The following is a 19,306-nucleotide window of genomic DNA, read 5'->3' as shown; positions in this document are numbered from 1 at the left end:
AGCCATGTCCATGAAGCAGGAACATTTAAAACAGGACGAATCGAAACAGATTGATATGTTAAAGCAGGAATATGAACACATCCCCGTACCGGAAGAAGCCAGGCAGCGCATGAAAGCAGGCATTGCCCAGGCAAAAAAAGAACAGAAAGGCGTGATTATCATGAAATCTTTTAAGAAAACAGGCGGCGCAGCCGTTGCAGCCATGCTGACCATAACACTACTCGCCAATTTAAACCCCACCACTGCCAATGCAATGGAACAGATTCCCCTCATCGGTTCCATCGCCAAAGTGGTTACCTTCCGCACCTTTGAGGACAGCCGCGGAAACTTACAGGCAGACATAAAGGTCCCCCAGGTCACCCTGGACAATGGACAGGACACTCAGGTCCCTGCCAACAAGTCCATTGAGGATTATGCCAATGAGCTGATTGCCATGTATGAGGAGGAGGTTGCCAAGGATAACGGACAGGGGCATTATGGACTGGATTCCAGCTACAAGGTGGTCACCGACACGGACCGCTACCTGTGCATCCGGATTGACACCACCCTTACCATGGCCAGCGGCACCCAGTTTGTAAAGATATTTACCATTGATAAATCCACAGGCAATGTAATCCCCCTCAAGGAACTTCTTAAGGATAAGCCGGGTATGCTGGAGGCTGTCAGCAATAACATCAAACAGCAGATGACCGACCAGATGGCGGCTGACGACAATATCATTTATTTCTACAATTCCGAGATGCCTGAGGATGACTTCAAGGGTCTGACGGGAGACGAGAGCTACTATTTCAATGACAGGGGCGAGCTTGTGATAGCATTTGCAGAATATGAGGTGGCTCCCGGTTATATGGGGGCGGTTGATTTCACGATTCCCGCTTCGGTAACCGGAACATTTTAAATCATCAAAAGAAAAGTAAATTCTTATAAGGAAAATAAATCCTGATAAGGAAAACCCTGATAAAGCCGTGACTGTATGTGGTCACGGCTTTCTGTCATGCATTAGGTCGTATTTGAAAACAGGAATTCATATCATAATGTACGCGCATATTTTTGCTGTCCCGGTTCCATACTAACCGTGAGGTGATGAACATGATAAATAAGATTAACAATGATGAACTGCCCATCGGCTTTACCATGGAACTGGCCATGCACTCCGATGCCCTGAACCGCTTTGCCGGACTGAGCAAACCGGAACAGGAGCGGATTGTGGATGGGGCCAGGACCATTGAAAGCCGCCAGGAAATGCGCAACTATGTGGAGAATATGTTTACGAAAGGGTGATGGAACATGGATGCAGGACAGACCCAAAGGCCTATGGAACCAATGGAACTTCCGGGCCGGAACAGCAGCTCCTATGGAGATGGGGACATACCGGAGATTGACCTTCCGGGAGCTGATAACGCAACCCCTTCCATACCGGAAGAATGCCCCCAGCGCGGCATGCAGTCCTGATTCATCAGGGCTGTACATATACAGCATCTGCCCTTATCCCACCGGTACTATATAGAACATTTCCTCCGATGTTGTCCCGCATTCCCCTGCAGGCTTTGCAAACAGCAGGCTTTCCACCTGGTCCACATCCAGCACCCGGTCAATGGCAAACATGGTCCTGTAACGGCTGGATTCCTCTGATTCATATCCCATGCTTCCTGGTCCCAGATAAATATACGGATACATGGTCCCATCCTTCATGCGCACGCCCATGAGCCAGGGCGGCTCCGCATAAAATGTGGTTTCTTTTTCCTGTCCATTTTCATCAACCGCGGTCCCTGGTTCCAGCTGCCGGGGAAATTCATACTCCACTCCCAGGGAAATGGGGGAAATCTCCGCTTTTACCACACTTGCCCCCGTATTGCCCAGCGGCGTGTTAAGGCTGCACTCTTTCAGTTCCGGTGAACCGGACAAGGTTAAATCAAAGGTCCAGGTGCCGTCAATATCCGTCTCATACGCTGCCTTGGCCACGGTTCCCAGACCGGACAGTTCCACATGGACCGGCTTATTAATGAAGAATCCCCTTTTTTGTGTGTTGGACAGGGTAATCTGGTACTCCATGGTCCCGTCGTCCATTGTATAGTTTTCGATGAGGTTGCCGGCTTCGTCGGTCTGTACCGGGGAGCCGTCCGCATGGATGATTTTCCCGTTCTCCCCCATGATAAAGCCATTATAGAAGCCTGCAGTGTAATTGAAGCTGTCTTCCGGGGAAGCTTCGTCGTGCCCGTCCTTTCCATCAACCGTAACCTTAATTGTCCCAAAATCAGGCTGGGTTCCCACATCCACCTTATACCCCTCCACCCGGAAGGCAATATGGGTGTAATAATTGTCCGTTATGCTGTCCACTGCCGTTACCGTGATTCCTTTATCCGTACAGGACCGGTTCACTATGGCTGACAGGTGCTTTTCCTGCATCTGCACCTGCTGCTGTTCAGTGACCTGCATCCCCTCGGTAAGGCTCTTGCTGCGTTTCATATAATCGGCCACCGCAGTGATGGTACCCACAGCCAGCGCCGCCACTGCCGCCGCTATCCATATCTTCCTTCCCGGATGCCTGTGTGTCCCCGGTTTCCTGCGGGACCCCCGCTGTCCACGGTCATCTTCCATCCTTCTGTCTGCAGGAAGTCTTACGACGGGGCCGACGGATTTGCTGTTTTCTGCTTCCCTGTGGATGGCTGCAAATGCAGCGTCTGCCTTTTTCTGTACAATGTCAGGGATTTCTACCTCTTCCTGCAATGTTTTTATGATATCCTTATTATTCATATCTGTTTCCTCCTCAGTTCCGGGCGGTAATCCTCTGCCAGTTTTTCCCTTCCCCTGGACAGGCGGGTCCTGACCGTGCTCTCGGCGATATCCAGGATACTGCTGATTTCGCTGATTTTAAAACCTTCCACATAGTACAGTATCATGATTAACCGGTACCGCTCACCCAGCATGTTCAGCGCTTCCTTCCATTCCGTGTCCTCATATCCATTATCCCGGGATGGAATCTCCGGCACATCTTCCATCAGACAGAACTGCTTTTTCTTCTGTATGATATCGGTGCACTTGTTGACCAGGATGCGGGTCATCCAGGTCCTGAAATATCCATCCTGCTTCAACTGTCCGATTTTTTCCCAGCATGCCAGTATGGTATCTGATATGGCGTCCGCCACATCCTCCTCATTGTATAAAACAGCCCGGGCTGTTTTGTACATGTTCTGCATCTGCTGCTGCATCAGCTTTGTAAAAGCATCCGCATCCCGCAATTTTGCTTTCTTTATTAAGTTTTCCATTGCTGTTCCTCTCTTTTCTGTACGTACAGTCACATGTTTTCCATGCTTCTATCTATTAGACTGTAAAATGCCGGAAAAAGTCCCATTTAATTTGGATATTTTTGAAAATACCCCGGAACCGGGGCCAGTGGACATGAAAACCTGAGTTTCGGACACGAACACCTTGGTTTCAGATATGAAAACCTGAGTTTTGGACACGAACACCTTGGTTTCAGACATGAAAATACCGCCAGTCCATGAACTGACGGTCTAAAGTGCGCTTAGCAGGAATGGATGCCCATACCCGCGCCGGGCGTTTCAAACGGAGGAGGAGGGATTTGAACCCTCGCGCCGGTGCTACCGACCTACTGGTGTTCGAAGCCAGACCCTTCAGCCGCTTGGGTACTCCTCCAAAAAATGCCAACTACTGCATTATACACTAAATTTCGTGTTTTGTGTAGTAGCTGGCATAACTTTTTTACTCTTTTTTATAACTGGCCGGTATTACTGGTTGGCTGCTGCCGTTATATCGGTGTACTCGGCAACATTGGGGACCGGAACATCCACTGGCTGGCCGGGATCCGCGATGCCCACATCGCCGTCCATGCTCATGGTCATGGTCTCGCCGTCCATGGTCATGGATATATCCATCTTAAGACGCATCTTAATCAGATTGCCGTTTGGATCCACAACGTACTCGTACTTCATGTTATGAAGGCTCATGCTGGTTCCGTCCACCATTCCCATAAGTCCGGTGGAGTTCAATACGGTCTGAAGGAATTCATTCATCCGGTTGTCATCAATGGTAAATCCGATTACCTTGTTCTCGCCTTCATCCCACAGGTTCATATCCTTAATTATATCCGTGGGGACATCAAAGGCATTGGCGCTGGCCATGCTCTGCTGCATCATGTCACCCATGGCCATGGGCATCTTAATCTTCTGTCCCAGCATATCCATATACATATATCCGTCCAGATAGTACATGGAATAAGTCATCTGGCTGCCATCCTGGTCGGTCATCCTACAGTAAGCCATGTAGCGCATCAGGGCCGGTTCCGTCAGATGGTTCATCTTGACATTCATCTCCAGACGCATGTCTGTGTCGGTAAGACCTGCATTCTCCATCATGGAACCGCCAAGCTTAATCTTGAAATCATAAAAAGCATTCATGTCCGTGATGGCATTGCTCTTCTCCTGTACCTGGTCATACAATGTCCTGGCTTCCTCTGTCTGGCCGGCATACGCGGTCATAGGGCAGAGAAGCGCTGCGCCAAGGATAACAGCCAGCAGGCGTTTCATACATTTCATAAAAAGTCCCTCCTTATATTGACAATAATTAAACTGTTATACACATTGTAATGCAGTTTTCAGATTTTGTCTATTATAAGAAGGGTTATGTAAGAAAATGTTAATAAACAAACAAGGCTTTTATGTGCAGTATCCTATGATTGCCCAAAATACTGGTTGATTCCGGCCAGCAGGCCGTCTGCCAGCGTGTTCAGGGTTGCCTGTGAATGGTCGGATGCCTTATCCCCCAGCTCGATATCCACGGACGGGACAGTGGAATAGGAGGTCTGGGTCAGGTCCATGGCCATGGAACCGCCTGAGAAAATCTTTACCCCGGCGCCTTTCAGGCCTGCCACCAGGCTTTCCCCCAGCGCATTGTGCTGCTGCCAGTGGGATTTGACCGGCTCCATGTTCCTGTAGGACTCCACATTGGGCACGCTCATGTAAAATGCCCCCTTGTTGCTGGTGGTGGAATCCCAGTGAAGGGCAATGTGGCAGTCGCTGGCATTGTTGGCAATCACGGTCCTTGCCACGTTATCCAGCTGGACGTCATCATTTTCACGTATCATCAGCACATCATAGCCTGCCGCCAGAAGCTTATCCTTCAAGATCCTGGCCATGGCAAGGGTTACCTTGCTCTCCGCCGTGCCGTCCGCAAAGGTCATGCCGCCGGACACGGCTGCCGCGGATGTGGCGCCTGCGCCAGTGGTGCCGCCTGTTACCTTGGGCGTGCCGTCGGGATGGCACAGGTTCTTCACGGATGAACCGCCCTTGGTGCCGTGGCCCGCGTTGACGCAGATTGTGATGTTCTTCCTGGTCCCTGCCTCTGAACGGTACAGGACGGCAGCCCCTGTGTTGATTTTGGAGAACTCCGCATACTTCCAGGACGGGTTCAGCGTCACTTCCCCGCTGTCCACACACACGCCGCCAGCCGGTGCAGCCGTTGTCTCCGGCACGTCCGTGGTAATAAATGCAGATGATATGTAGGCCGGGGTACCGTTGTAATCAATCCTGGTCCATTCACTTCCCTTTCCGGTACGTGTAAGCCTGGTGCCGGAACTGGCGTATGTCACGATGTTGGCATCGCTGCCCGTGTCGCAGGATGAGCGCAGACGGACGCTTCCCCCATCCTCTGTCTTGACATATACATCGTCCTCCACGGAATCAAATTCAGGCATGGGGGCGGTTGTAAGCCCGGTCTCCACACGGATGGTTTCAGCTGACGGCCCTCCGGTCCGGTCATCCTGGCCGTCCGGCGTCCCCTGGCCATCCCGTGTTCCCGGATTGTCCGGTGTCCCACTGTCCGCTGTCCCGCTGTCCGGTTCCACCTGGATGCCCTGGCCGGACCCGCTCCCGCTGTCCGCCTGGTCCAAAAGGGAGGCTTCCGCCTGCTGCCTCAGTTCACTGCTTGACGCATAGCTGCCGCAGCCTGTCAGTGCCAGGCTGCCTGCCATGATTCCTGCCAGGGCCGCGGCCCCATATCTTTTTATCTGCAATCTCATAAAATCGTACCTCCGCCCGCCACATAGTCCCCGTCATAGAACACCACGGCCTGTCCCGGCGTGGCTGCCCTGACCGGTTCATGGAACCTGCACTCCACCAAACCGCGGCCAATCTCACGGATGGTGCACGGGGAACCCTTGTGGCTGTATCTGATTTTGGCAGTGACCTCCATGGATTCCCCATGCAGGCCGTCTATTGCCATCCAGTTCAGTTTATCGCAGCAGAGGACATTTGTAAATACATCTTTCCCTTCCCCGATAACCACCTCATTGGTCTCAGGCCGTATCTCCACCACGAACACGGGATGTCCCATGGACAGGTTCAGCCCTTTCCTCTGGCCTATGGTGTAATGGGAAATCCCCTTGTGTTTTCCAAGCACATTGCCCTCCAGGTCGACAAAATTCCCTTCAGGGACCTGCATCCCGGTATAGGCTTCTATGAAGCGGGCATGGTCGTGGTCCGGAATGAAACAGATTTCCTGGCTGTCCGGCTTGTGGGCCACCTGCAGGCCTATGTCCTCCGCCATCCTGCGGATCTCGTCCTTGTGGTAGCTTCCCACAGGCATCAGCGTTCGGGCCAGCTGCTCCTGGGTCAGGTTATACAGTGCATAGGTCTGGTCCTTTTGTGCTGTCACCGAGGTCTTAAGGGCATATCTTCCGCTTGGAAGCCGGCAGATCTGCGCATAATGCCCGGTTGCGATGTAATCCGCCCCGATTGCCATGCTGCGGCGCAGCAGCGATTCCCACTTCACATAGCGGTTACAGGCAATACACGGGTTGGGGGTCCTTCCAGCCACGTATTCGCCCACAAAATAGTCCATCACGTTCGTCCGGAACTCTTCCTTAAAATTCATTACATAATAAGGGATACCGAGGTCCATGGCAACCCTGCGGGCATCATCCACAGCGCTTAAGCCGCAGCACCCCCCTTCTGCCTCCTGGACATCCGTATCCTCATCCTGCCATATCTGCATGGTCACGCCAATGACATCGTATCCCTGCTGTTTTAAAAGCCAGGCAGCCACGGAGGAGTCAACTCCTCCGGACATGCCTACTACAACCTTCTTACTCAATAGTCTTCCTCTTCTTCCTCTTCCTCAATATTATCCTTGGGCTTCTCCAGTCCTTCAATGGTAATACCGTTTTTCTGTGCATAATCCCAGAGGGCGGCGTGGATGGCCTCCTCTGCCAGTAATGAACAGTGTACCTTAACAGGCGGCAGTCCGTCAAGTGCTTCCATCACTGCTTTGTTGGTCACTGCCATGGCTTCCTGTACGGATTTGCCTTTCACAAGCTCGGTTGCCATGCTGCTGGTGGCAACGGCAGCGCCGCAGCCAAAGGTCTTAAACTTTACATCCCTTATGATCTGGTTCTCGTCAATGTCCAGATAAATCCTCATGATATCGCCGCATTTGGGATTGCCTACGGTTCCCATGCCGCTGGGGTTCTCTAATTCACCCACATTCCTTGGGTGCTCAAAATGGTCCATTACTTTATCGGTGTACATCTGTTTTCCTCCTGATGGATTTCTGTCTTAATTTTGTTTGTTGTGTTTGTTATGCTTCATATAGTCTTCGTATAAGGGCGACATGCTGCGCAGGTAAGCCACTACCTCCTTAATCTGCTCCACCACGTAATCCATTTCTTCCTTCGTGTTTTCCTCGCTCAGCGTCAGGCGAAGGGAACCATGGGCAATCTCATGGGGCAGGCCGATGGCCAGCAGCACATGGGACGGGTCCAGGGAACCTGACGTACAGGCAGAACCGCTGGAACCGCAGATTCCGGCCATGTCCAGTTTAATCAAAAGTGATTCGCCCTCAATGAACTGGAAGGCAAAGTTCACATTATTAGGAAGGCGGCTGGTGCGTGAGCCGTTAATCCTGGTAAACGGCACCTCGTCCATGACCCGGTCCATCAGGTAATCCCTGAGTTCCGTTTCCTTCTTTGTGCGCTCTTCCATATTATTCATGGCAATCTCAACCGCTTTGCCGTAGCCCACGATGCCAGGGACATTTTCCGTGCCCGCGCGGCGCTTGCGCTCCTGTGCGCCGCCGTGTATAAAGGAGCGGATTTTCACGCCTGTGCGGATATAGAGGAATCCGATTCCCTTGGGCCCGTTTAACTTATGGCCGCTGGAGCTGAGCATGTCAATATTATATTCATCCACCTGGATGGGCACATGGGCAAAGGCCTGTACCGCATCTGTGTGGAAAAGGATGCCGTGTTCTTTTGCGATTGCGCCGATTTCCTTAATCGGCTCAATGGTCCCGATCTCATTGTTGGCAAACATGATGGAAATCAGGATGGTGTCCGGCCGGATTGCCTTCTTAAGTTCGTCCAGCTTGACCACTCCGTTCTCATCCACATCCAAATAGGTGACCTCGTATCCCCTCTTCTCCAGATACTGGCAGGTGTGGAGGATTGCATGGTGTTCAATCTTGGTGGTGATGATATGTTTTCCCTTTGAAGCATAGGCTTCCGCAGTTGCTGTCAGGGCCCAGTTATCGGACTCGCTGCCGCCTGCCGTAAAATATATTTCATTGGTCTTTGCCCCCAATGCCCGGGCAATGGTCTCCCTTGCATGGTTCACCGCTTTCTTACTCTCTGTGGAAAAATCATAGACCGAGGAAGGATTGCCATAAAACTCCGTGAAATACGGGAGCATGGCCTCAACCACTTCCGGCCTTGTCTTGGTGGTGGCCGCATTATCAAGATAAATCAACTGTTTCATATTAAAAATCCGCCTTTCTGTAGTCCTAAAGTTAAAAGCTTCATCTACGCTTCCTACTATATCATAGTATTCCTACAATTTCAATAGGAATACTTATATTTTGTCTGGTACTGTTATTATATGCAAAACAGTGACAATATCCACCCCGGATGCCCTATTCAGGACCGTCCGTATCCGCCACGCAGAACAGGCCGTATCTGTCCCCATTCTTATAACAGAACATCATTGCCTTTCCATAACACCCTGTATAGGTATAGGATACGTCCCTGGGAGGAAGGATATACACCTCATATCCGTCTCCAGGGCTTGCCAGCTTCCTGCCGTCATTGCCGTAGAACCCAGTGACCTGCCAGCCTTTGTGATACCAGCCGGTGAAGGAGCTGTCCGCCTTCTTTACACGGACATTCACATCCGGCAGAAGGGGCACCTCTATCATATCCCCGCCAATGTCCCGCTGAAGGTAGAAATTACTCGTCCCCCTGTTTTTATCCCCATCCGGGTCATCGTAGGCAGCGGGGGTTACAAGTCTTCCCCGCCGGTCCATGTATCCGGTCTTTCCCCCCAGCTCCACCTTTGCATAGCCGCCGTTAAAGTCATAGACATGATCATATATGGCAGGAGCGATTTCATTTCCCTTCGCATCCACGAACCCGAAACGGCCGTCCTTCATGACGGTAATGACACCATCCTCCCCCAGCGCGCTGACCCAGTCATATTGGATTGGGATCCGCGGTTTTCCATTGGTGTCAATCAGGCCGTATCTGCCGTCTTTGATGACCACTGCCAGCCCATTCTGGAAATTGGATGCAAAATCATAGGACAGTGGAATGACCTCACGGCCGTTCCTGTCCACATATCCCCATTTCCCATCCTTTGAAACCGACCCGCGGCCATAGCAGAATAAAAATGCGGCGTCGTATCCAAAGGGCACCATCTCCCTTCCCTCCAGGTCGATGTAGCCGTATCTGCCATCCAGACAGGCCGCGGCAATCCGGCCGCTGACGCTTCCAATCCAGTCATAGACCGGCTCCGTCACTTCCCTGCCAAGAGGGTCCATCAGGGCATATCCCGCCCCTTTGCTGACACTGTAATACCCGTCTGAAAGATTACTTATGGATTGGTACTGGTAAGGGACCTGGGTTCCTTCCCTGTAATTGACAAATCCGTATATGGTCCTGTAATCCCCTTTCCCTTCGCCTGTCTTTACATTGGCTCCGGTAAGCGCAATGTCATCATGACCGGTAAACAGATGGGTGTGCTCAATGGGCACCGCAATGCCGCCGTTCCTGTCAATCACGCCTCTTTTGCCATCCAGCCTGACTGCGGCATATCCGTTTTCAAACGGGGATACCTGGTCATAGATCACAGGGATGATTTCGCGGCCGGATGCATCTATGAAACCGTATTTCCCATCCTTCTTAACGTCTGACAGCCCTTCGCTGAACCGGCCTGCGTTTTCATATTGTATGTCCGTGACACGGTTTCCTTCAAAATCAGCGTATCCATACAGACCGTCCCGCTCCAGTATGACCAGTCCTCCTGAATATGACACTGGATTGTCGGTCAGTACCGGGTCCGTGATTATGTGGAAACGCGGGTCATGGTCCTTGTAAATGTAAATCTCCCCTTCCACCGTCCCCTGGTAATCCCCATACCGGTTCCCCTGCCCGGCGGCCGGATGGCTGCTGTCATTATAGATACCGGATGTCACTAATATCCCTGCTGCGGCAACCAGTTCCAATCCTGCAAGCAAAAAAAACACAAACAGAAGTTTTCTCATCTGCCTGTCCCCCTGTCCCCAAACATGCCATTACAAATACAATTAGGAGCGTACACGGCGCAGCCCCTGACTGCAGGCAGTGTACACTCCTATGATAAACCCGATGTATCCGGACGGTCAATACCGCGGATACCAAAAACATGCCCGCCTTAATACCAGTATGGCTCCCAGTCCTTTACCAGCCTCACCAGGGCTTCCATGTAAAAATAATCCCCCCATGTGTTGCATTCATCCACGCCCCGGTTGGAACAGGGATTGCCCGCGCTGTCCCTGGCATAGGTGCCGTGGAGGAGCAGGCCGTTGGACTCCTTCCTGCTCTTTACCGCGCACCTGCTGCAGAGGGCCTTTACCAGGCGTCTGGCCATATCCGTATAATAGGACGCCTCCTGTCCTTCCATGTATTTTGCCATCTCAAGCATTCCACAGGCGGCAATGGCCGCGGAGGAGGAATCCCTTGGTTCCCCACTGGGGTCGTCAAAGTCAAAGTCCCAGTACGGAATCAAATCCGAGGGCAGGTGTTCCAGGAAATAATCAGTCACATCCCGGAACATTTCCATATATCTCGGGTCGTGTTCCACGCGGTAACTGAGTGCGCAGCCGTAAATCCCCCATGCCTGTCCCCGGCTCCAGGCGGAGCCGTCCCGGTTGCCCTGATGGGTCACGCCCTTTAAGGGTTTCCCTGTATCAGGGTCAAAGAAATACGTGTGATAGGTGGAACGGTCCGGGCGGATGACGCAGCCCACGGCCGTCCGTATATGGGCGATTGCCTTTTCCCGGTAAACCATGTTCCCGGTGACCTCGCTGGCCCAGAATAACAGGGGCATGTTCAGCAGGCAGTCAATGATCAGCCTGTAATTGTCCCTGGCTCCCAGTTCCCCCCACGCCTGGAAGAACTGTCCCTTTTCCTGGAAACGCTCCAGCAGGTTATCCGCCGCCAGCAGGGCTGCCTTTTTTGCTGTCCTGCTGCCTGTCAGACGGTAGGCTGCCACGCAGGACGGGGTGTATAAAAAGCCCATGTCGTGATTGTCCGTGTCTATTCTTTTTTCAATCCTGTCCAGGAAGGATTCCACCTGGACGGCTCCGGCTTCCCTGAATACCTGCTCCCCGGTCATCTCGTAGGCCAGCCATATTTCCCCGGTCCAGAACCCTGTGGTCCACTCCCGGTTATCACCTGGCTGGTAAAATCCTCCTTCGCTGTTGGAGTATGGAAAGCGGTCCGTAAATCGGTCCAGGTTCCCCCTCACCAGGTCCACTGCCTTTGCAAGGTACTCCCCGGCCTCCTGATTGCTTATGGTCTTATATGTCAGTAAACTGGATTTTGTCTGCATAATCGCTCCTCATCATGATCCTTATGGTTCCATTGTGCGTCCTACCATTGAAGCACGGTCATCAGCGGGGCGGTCCCTGGGGTTCCTGGGGTTCCTGAAGTTCCCGGGATTCCTGAAGTTCCTGGGGTTCCTGGGATATACGTCCCCTGGGCCGGTTCCCCATATCCCGCTTCATCGCAGGCCATCACGCGCCCCAGGCCGTAGCAGCCGTCAGCGCCGATGTATTCGCTGTCAGCCCCTGTCTCCCTGTGGTTGATGACCACCAGCCAGGAATGTCCTCCTTCCCGGATGCGGACCGCCTCCGCCTCCCCGTCCCCAAGCTGGCGCCCGGTAACCGGGGCAATGACAGGCACGCGCCGGATGTCGCACCGTTCCCCATCTTTCCCGCCGTAACCTGTAATGACGGTCACCATGGACGTAAACAGGCTGTTTTCCCTGGAAATGCTGACGCATGGTCCCTGTTCCAGTTGGTTGTAATGGAAGGAAACCGGGGTATCCTCAAGTTCCAGGGCAGCGCCGGGGGTGAGCACGGTAAACACGGCCTCGGCAGCCCTTCCATGATAAAGGAAGGTATTCCCCTTAATTTCCGTGGTTCCAGCCGGGTTCAGATGGAAAATCTGGCTGCACACATGGGTTCCCTGTCCATAGAACCCGTCCACGATAACATGGATCCTGGTGCCGATGGAAATAATCCGGCGGTTCACCAGGACTCCGGCGGGCAGGTATCCCAGGTGGGTTCCCTGAAGGAAGGTAAATTCCCCCTTCCTGCACCACTGCTGTCCCGTGGCGCAGGCCGCCCCCTTTACATCCCAGGAGCCGGTGCACTGTGTGTATTCCTGCCAGTCCACCACCGGGACATTATGGGCGCAGGAGGATTTGAGCTGCCGCCGCAGGCCCCCGTCCACATAGGTGTATCTGCCGGAATCAATGAGCACATCCTCCCCGCGGACGGACAGGTCGATGTGAAGCTTGTCAAAATGTCCGTGTCCGCCGCCCAGTGAACCGCACTTGAAATGCAGGTAATCGCTGTCCCCATGCCAGCCGGAGCGCAGGCACCAGTTCCCGCTGTGTTCCATGACGGAAAAAAGCTGCTCCGGTTCCTTAGACTTCATGCTTTCATATTCCATGGCGGCCTCCGGCCCCAGTTCCCACACGCTTTCAAAGTCCAGACGTCCATATCCGGCATACCGCAGGTGTTTGTCCTTCAGTAAGAATGCGGCGGGTGTGAACACATCCCTCAGGTCCGTCCTGTCACTGTCCCCATTACAGGGCTGGGTATGGTCCGGTTTCATCCAGGCCAGGTCCGCATGGGCCATGGCCCGTGCCTTGTCCTTCAGGATGTCCGGCACGCGGATGCCGTGGCGGCGTGCCATGCGCAGGACCTCCAGCACGCAGCGCAGGACCTCGTTGTGATACATCGGTGACTGCTCCCACTGGACCCCGTCATCCATGACCTGGATGGACAGCTGGCGCACCAGGCGCTTCAGGGATTCCTCCACATAGAGGGCGGCTTCACCGGGGCTGTACGGCAGAATGGGATGCTCCGTCTGCATGGGCTGTCCAGGCTGTACGGACCGTCCCTCCTGTGCGGACTGTCCCGCCTGCCCGTACTCCCGCAAAAGTGCGGCCCCGATGCAGAACAGTCCATGGCTTTCCAGCACGCCCCAGTTGCTCTTGTCGCTGAAGGGCGTCCGGTGGTTCATGAGATAATTCCCATGTTCCCATAGACCTTTCCTGAACACGGCCTTTATCCCATCTGTCACGGTCCGGCTGTCCTTAAAATATTCCATGGCCTTTACCCAGTTCTCTCCCCGGATTCCAGCCTCGATGCTGCGCCATGTGGTCCTTTTTGTCTCTTCCGTGATGGGATTCTTCTCTACCCAGGAAACCATCTGGCTGGCAAAGCATTCCGCATACCGTTCATCCCCCGTCATGGCATAGGCCTGGCCCAGACAGATCCAGTAACGGTGGCGGTTAAACTGGTAGATGAACTCCGGATCCCCGTCCGGCATGTATTGCCAGTCAATCCCGCCCGTATTTCCGCCGAACTCCACTGCCCTGACGGTCTGCTCCATGTCCCAGGGCAGGTCGAACACGAACCTCTGCCTTACCGCATCATCCGCAATCCGCAGGATATGGGCGCATTCCTCGGGCCAGTAATTTTGGCAGTACTCGCTGCACCACTTCCAGTCATCGGATATGGCTCCGTATACGGCCGTCTTTCCATCCGTGGCCGTCTTTCCATCCATGACCGCCCTTCCATCCATGGCTGTCCTTTCATCCATGGCTATCCTTTCATCCATTTCCTTCTCCATCAGCCCTTTACGCCTCCAGCCGTGATTCCTTCCACAAACCATTTCTGGCAGACCATGAACACAACAAGGACCGGAATCAGGGAGCACACCGAAGCCGCCATGATAAGCGCATAGTCCGCGCCATACTGGGAGATGAACATCCTGATGCCCAGCTGGATGGTCTTTAATCTGGTGCTGTTTAAATAAATCAGCGGTCCCATAAAGTCATTCCATATAGTTACAAAAGTAAAGATGACCAAGGTTGCAATACCAGGTTTCACAAGGGGCAGGGCAACCTTTGCGAATATGCCGTACTCGGAAAGCCCGTCAATCCTGGCAGCCTCCAGCAGTTCATTGGGAACGCCGATCATGAACTGGCGGATTAGGAACACGCCGAACCCTGAAAATGCCTGCATCAGGATAAGTCCCAGATGGGAGTCCGTAAGGCCCATCCTGGAAATCAGCGCAAACTGAGGCACCATATATGCCTGCCAAGGCACTGCAAAGGTGGTCACGGATATCAGGAACAGGATATCCCTTCCCTTAAATTCCACCTTGGAAAAGCCGTAAGCCGCAAAACAGCTGGTAAATACCTGTAAAAGCGTTGTCAGGACCGCAATCTTGAATGTGTTCTTGAAAAAGGTCAGGAGGGGAATCTTATCCCAGATTGTCTGGTAATTGCCCCACTGGAACTCTTTTGGGAACAGCCGCATGGGAATGCTGAACACCTCGTTGCTGGTTTTGACCGAAGCCAGAAGCATCCAGAAAAAGGGAACCACCACCAGGACTGCCAGTACGGTCAGCAGTGTATAGATTATAACTTTGCTATGTAATGTTCTTGTCTCCATCTTCCTGCCTCCTATACGTAATCCGTAAACTTCTTCTCACCCTGGAACTGTACCAGGGTCACCACCAGCACAATGGCAAAGAGCACCAGGGCGCTTGCGCTTGCATATCCGAACTTGAAGTCCACAAAGGCCGCGTTGTAGATATGGTTCACCAGCACATTGGTGGAACGTCCCGGGCCGCCCCCCGTCATGACGTAAATCAGGTCAAATACCTTGAAGCACTGGATGGTCATCATGATGATGACAAAGAAGGTGGTGGGTTTAAGCATGGGAATGGTGATATAGCGGAATTTCTTAAAGCCGGTGGCCCCGTCAATGCTGGCTGCCTCGTACAGGTCCTGGGAAATGCCCTGAAGGGCGGCCAGGTACACCACCATGTAATACCCCATGTACTTCCACACGCTGACAATGATGATGACAATCATGGCCCAGTCCGTGGACGCGCACCACTTAGGCGGATTGGCAACGCCGACGAACTTGAGGAATTCATTAACCGGGCCGAACTCAGGCTGGAACAGCATGTTCCAGACAGCGCCCACCGCCACCAGCGAGGCAACATAGGGGAAGAAGAACGCGGTACGGTAAACCACGATTCCCTTAATCTTGGAATTCAGCAGCACTGCAATCAGAAGGGCCGCCACCATGGTAAGGGGAACGGTAAAGACCGCATAAAAGAGGGTGTTGCTGACTGAAATCCGAAAGCCGCTGTCATGGAACAGCTTCACGAAATTCTTAAGCCCTACAAACTCCATGGGCGCGCTGGAGCCGTCCCACTTCATCACACATAATACAAAGGTCAGAATTACCGGAACAAATATAAAGATAAAATATCCGATAAAATTCGGAAGTATGAAAGAGTAGCCAATGGCGTTCCTCTTCAATGCTTTTTTCTGTTTTCCTGTCATTTCCATCACCATATCCCTTATTCAAACACGCTTACACACTTATTTTAAGGCACAAAAAGAGCGTCCAACCTCCGTCAGCACGTCAGCGCGTGCCACGCCCTTAAACCAGGGCGTGTTTGAATAATCAGACGCTCTTTGTTTTATCCCGTGAATCCTTAGTCTTCCCTTGCCTCCTGGGCCCTCTGGTTCATGTTGGCAATACCGGTATCCACATCTTCCTCGCCAATCATGATCAGGTCATGCTCTTCTTCCAGAACCTTCCTTACGGCTGCCATCTTGGCATCCAGCGGACGGTCCAGGACCCAGCTGGTGGTCTTGAGCGCATCCTGGCTGTCCTCAGGGAATCCTGGGATTGCGGCCAGCCTGCTGCTGATGGCCTCGGACTCTGCTGCCGGGAAGATACCGTTGTCGGCCAGGACTTCCCCGCCCTCTTCGCCGGTGACGAACTTCACATACTCCCATGCCAGGTCAGGCACATCGGATTTTGCATTGATTGCAACCGGTGTGGTGGAACCAACGGTTGCACCGGCCTTGGTGTCAGCCGGATGGGGAATGGCTGTAACGCCCCAGTTAAAGTCAAACTTGCCTGCATCCTTATCCTGGATCAGGGTCCCGATGAACCATGAACCCATGGGAAGCATTGCACACTGCTGCTGCTCAAATACACTGATGTAGTGGATGCCGCCTGTCTTTAAGTTGGCATAGCTCTGCAGCACGCCTTCGTCCTGCATCCTTAAAGCCTGCTCATAGTATGGCTTTAAGAAGCTGTAGTCCTCGCTCATAAGGGTATTCTTCCCATCCTGTACAGCCCAGTTGGAAACCAGGGCCTGCCATGTGTGGTTGTGTGTTCCGTATACCTTGCTGCTTCCCTCGCCGCTTGTCATCTTCTTAGCCAGTTCCTCATACTCATCCCATGTCATGTCAGCGGATGGGTATTCCACACCTGCCTTGTCAAATAAATCCTTGTTGTAGTACAGCATGTACCAGTCCTTACGGAATGGAAGCGTATAGCTGCTGCCGTCCATCTTTAACTGGTCCGCAACCCCGTTATACATCCCAAGGTCAATGCCGTCCTTTGCAATATATTCATCCAGGTTCATGATCTGTCCCTTATCCTTCATGGTTACCTGGTTCTCTGTATCCTTTACGAATATGACATCCGGGTCAGAATCGCCGCCAGCCAGCATGACCGTTACCTTGTTGTTATATTCATCAGACGGGGCGTCAATGAACTCAACCTCCACGTCCGGATATTTCTCATTAAATGCCTTTGTAACGGAAGTGAACTGCGGGGTAGCGTCATTGTCCCAGACAGACACGGTCAGCTTCTGCTTCTCCCCTGTGCCGGTTTCAGGCGCCTTTGTCTCCTTGCTGTCCGCTGCCTCGCTTCCTGCCGCCGTGGTATTCGGTGCAGCGCCCTTATCCGATGATGATCCGCCGCATCCAGCTGCCATGGTTGCTGTCATGGCTGTTACCAATGCCAGTGCCACTGTCTTTTTTAATTTCATAATAAAACCCTCCTTAAAATTTGTTATTTCAAATCTTGATATAATCATACCAGAAAGGTTTTATGAACCGAATCCACCCTCAACATACTTTTTGCAAAATTTTCAGGTGGGCATGATTTTTACATGTAAAATTTTCATGTTTTTATAATTTTTTCTGCTTCAGGCACTGGGCCTCGTACTCCTTCGGCGAAATCCCCGCGACTTTCTTGAATACCTTGCTGAAATAAAAGGGCGTGTCAAAGCCCAGCAGGTCCGATATCTCATACATCATATACTGATGGCCTTCTATCAGCTCCTTGGCTTTTTCTATCTTAATGGCGGACACATAGCTGGTAAATGATTCCCCGGACTGTTTCTTAAAGGCAGTGCTTAAATATCCCTGGCTGATGTTCAGCGCTTCCGCCACCTGGCCCAGGGTTATGCGCTCTTTATAGTGCTCCATCACATATTCCCGCACCATCTCCGCAATCTTATCCACCCGCGTGTCCCTGCGGCGTTCTAAAATGGAGGAAACGGCTGCCTTAAACCAGTTAATCCACTGTATGATCTGGCCCAGGGTCCCAAGCCTCCCCAGTTTTTCCATGATATTGACCTCATAGGGGAAATCCTCTTCCTCCCCTTCCTCAAAAAAGGAGGCCAGGAAAAAATACAGGTTTGCACAGGCGTTCACGGCCTGCTGCCTGGAGGGGTTGTTTTCCTTTAACAGGCATACCACCTGGTCCAGTATCCCCTCCAGGGCGGCACTGTCATTCATGGCAACGGCCTGGGACAGATCCTTTTTCAGGAATCCGATATGGAAGCTTGCCGTATGTCTGGCGCTTGTCTCACACTCAGCCGAATAAAACACAACCGGGTCAGCAAAGCAGTAAAAATAATGGTTGGCCGCGCTCATGGCCTCATACAGAAGCTCGCCAAAGTCCTCAAGGCTCTCCTTCCTGGTGCTGACATGTACGGACACGGACACTTCGAAGTAGTCCTTTACCACGGAAATGATTTTCTCCCCAAGGCTTCTCATCTGCTCCCTGTAATCCGGCATGCCCTCTGCCGAAACCACCAGCACCAGGCTGGTCAGTTCCCTGCGCACCAGGCAGCTGTGGTCAAAATAACCTTTTACCATCTGCCCGATGATATTTTCCGCAAAGGAGATTACCTTCTTCTGGTCCTCCCTTGTGAAATCAGAGGAAAATCCCTCATAACCATAGTTGAAACTGATGATGGCCATGATTGGTTCCCGGAATACAGGGATGGTACCAGAAGCCGTCCGGTCTGCATCGGTCCGGATATCTGCATTGACCCGGGTATCTGCATCCGCCCGGGTATCTGCATTACCCCAGGTATCTGCATCGGCCCGGATATCCACATCGCGTCCTATCCCCGTACCATCCCCATTGACCATCTCCCCTCGCCCGATGAGAAGTCCCTCTATATACTCTTTCAGTATGTCCTCCTCCGACCGGGCCATGACGGTATCGGCCGCCTCTGCCTTGCGTTTCATTTCACGCCGGGCCACGGCCGCCTTCAGGCTGTCAGCCAGCTTATCCTCTGTCAGTTCCATCTTCACCAGATATTCCACTGCCCCAAGGCTCATGGCCTGGCGGGCCAGGCTGAACTCTTCCAGGTTGGTCAGCAGGATGAAGATGACATCGTCCCATCCCTTGTCCTTGACCTGCTTCATCAGCTCAATCCCGTCCATGCCCGGCATCTTGATATCCGTTATAACGATATCCGGCTTCTGTTCCTCCATCTGCCTGAGGGCCTGCTGGCCGTTGGCGCACCTGGCCCCCACGGTACAGCCGTGCTCCTCCCAGTTCAGCAGGGATGCAATCCCGGCCAGGATCAACGGTTCATCATCAACTATCATCACACGGTACATAT

Annotated in this window: 17 protein-coding genes and 1 tRNA gene; 3 read left to right on the top strand and 15 right to left on the bottom strand. The window is 52.7% G+C overall.

What is annotated here, in order from left to right; translation table 11 throughout:
* Positions 1–10: 10 nt before the first annotated feature.
* From rsiV to LK536_RS54205, 3 genes are all read left to right on the top strand, one after another.
* Entirely contained in the window at positions 11–898 is an 888-nt protein-coding gene (gene rsiV, locus LK536_RS54215) for an anti-sigma-V factor RsiV (RefSeq protein ID WP_034576136.1), read from the top strand.
* 191 nt (positions 899–1,089) lie between these two features.
* Positions 1,090–1,281 (top strand): hypothetical protein, encoded by a 192-nt coding sequence (locus LK536_RS54210; RefSeq protein ID WP_008722637.1) that lies wholly within the window; start codon positions 1,090–1,092, stop codon positions 1,279–1,281.
* Positions 1,282–1,287: 6 nt separating this feature from the next.
* Positions 1,288–1,452, top strand: coding sequence for a hypothetical protein (locus tag LK536_RS54205; protein ID WP_227796684.1), 165 nt, complete (start codon positions 1,288–1,290; stop codon positions 1,450–1,452).
* 33 nt (positions 1,453–1,485) lie between these two features.
* Here the strand turns inward: LK536_RS54205 and LK536_RS54200 are convergent, their stop codons facing one another.
* The 15 genes from LK536_RS54200 to LK536_RS54130 form a co-directional block, all read right to left on the bottom strand.
* Positions 1,486–2,754 (bottom strand): DUF4179 domain-containing protein, encoded by a 1,269-nt coding sequence (locus tag LK536_RS54200; protein ID WP_227796683.1) that lies wholly within the window; start codon positions 2,752–2,754, stop codon positions 1,486–1,488.
* On the bottom strand, positions 2,751–3,266 hold the full coding sequence (locus LK536_RS54195) for an RNA polymerase sigma factor (protein WP_227796682.1): 516 nt from the start codon (positions 3,264–3,266) through the stop codon (positions 2,751–2,753). The genes LK536_RS54200 and LK536_RS54195 overlap by 4 nt, the downstream gene beginning before the upstream one ends.
* A 302-nt stretch (positions 3,267–3,568) precedes the next feature.
* Positions 3,569–3,657 (bottom strand) — tRNA-Ser (locus LK536_RS54190).
* 92 nt (positions 3,658–3,749) lie between these two features.
* Complete coding sequence (locus LK536_RS54185) at positions 3,750–4,556, bottom strand: DUF6612 family protein (protein WP_227796681.1); 807 nt, start codon at positions 4,554–4,556, stop codon at positions 3,750–3,752.
* Between the two features lie 134 nt (positions 4,557–4,690).
* Complete coding sequence (locus LK536_RS54180; RefSeq protein WP_227796680.1) at positions 4,691–6,037, bottom strand: N-acetylmuramoyl-L-alanine amidase; 1,347 nt, start codon at positions 6,035–6,037, stop codon at positions 4,691–4,693.
* Positions 6,034–7,110 (bottom strand): tRNA 2-thiouridine(34) synthase MnmA, encoded by a 1,077-nt coding sequence (gene mnmA / locus LK536_RS54175; protein WP_120056737.1) that lies wholly within the window; start codon positions 7,108–7,110, stop codon positions 6,034–6,036. The genes LK536_RS54180 and mnmA overlap by 4 nt, the downstream gene beginning before the upstream one ends.
* On the bottom strand, positions 7,107–7,544 hold the full coding sequence (gene nifU / locus LK536_RS54170; protein WP_008722626.1) for a Fe-S cluster assembly scaffold protein NifU: 438 nt from the start codon (positions 7,542–7,544) through the stop codon (positions 7,107–7,109). The genes mnmA and nifU overlap by 4 nt, the downstream gene beginning before the upstream one ends.
* Before the next feature lie 27 nt (positions 7,545–7,571).
* A complete protein-coding gene (gene nifS, locus LK536_RS54165) occupies positions 7,572–8,768 on the bottom strand; it encodes a cysteine desulfurase NifS (protein WP_008722624.1) in 1,197 nt (398 codons plus the stop codon).
* A 154-nt stretch (positions 8,769–8,922) separates the two neighbouring features.
* Complete coding sequence (locus LK536_RS54160; RefSeq protein WP_227796679.1) at positions 8,923–10,548, bottom strand: WG repeat-containing protein; 1,626 nt, start codon at positions 10,546–10,548, stop codon at positions 8,923–8,925.
* Positions 10,549–10,697: 149 nt separating this feature from the next.
* The gene (locus tag LK536_RS54155) at positions 10,698–11,876 is read right to left on the bottom strand and encodes a glycoside hydrolase family 88 protein (protein ID WP_227796678.1); all 1,179 of its coding nucleotides are present in this window, start codon (positions 11,874–11,876) and stop codon (positions 10,698–10,700) included.
* Between the two features lie 41 nt (positions 11,877–11,917).
* Complete coding sequence (locus tag LK536_RS54150) at positions 11,918–14,191, bottom strand: alginate lyase family protein (RefSeq protein ID WP_227796677.1); 2,274 nt, start codon at positions 14,189–14,191, stop codon at positions 11,918–11,920.
* Positions 14,191–15,018, bottom strand: a complete 828-nt coding sequence (locus LK536_RS54145) for a carbohydrate ABC transporter permease (protein ID WP_120056741.1) — start codon at positions 15,016–15,018, stop codon at positions 14,191–14,193. The genes LK536_RS54150 and LK536_RS54145 overlap by 1 nt, the downstream gene beginning before the upstream one ends.
* An 11-nt stretch (positions 15,019–15,029) precedes the next feature.
* Positions 15,030–15,929 (bottom strand): carbohydrate ABC transporter permease, encoded by a 900-nt coding sequence (locus LK536_RS54140; protein WP_008722615.1) that lies wholly within the window; start codon positions 15,927–15,929, stop codon positions 15,030–15,032.
* A gap of 149 nt (positions 15,930–16,078) precedes the next feature.
* On the bottom strand, positions 16,079–17,431 hold the full coding sequence (locus LK536_RS54135; RefSeq protein ID WP_227796676.1) for an ABC transporter substrate-binding protein: 1,353 nt from the start codon (positions 17,429–17,431) through the stop codon (positions 16,079–16,081).
* Between the two features lie 142 nt (positions 17,432–17,573).
* Positions 17,574–19,304, bottom strand: coding sequence for a response regulator transcription factor (locus tag LK536_RS54130; RefSeq protein ID WP_227796675.1), 1,731 nt, complete (start codon positions 19,302–19,304; stop codon positions 17,574–17,576).
* Positions 19,305–19,306 lie beyond the last annotated feature (2 nt).

The sequence above is a fragment of the Clostridium pacaense genome, from assembly GCF_020709765.2.
In the GTDB taxonomy this organism is placed as follows: domain Bacteria; phylum Bacillota; class Clostridia; order Lachnospirales; family Lachnospiraceae; genus Enterocloster; species Enterocloster hominis.
This window is presented reverse-complemented; position numbering and strand designations above follow the sequence as displayed.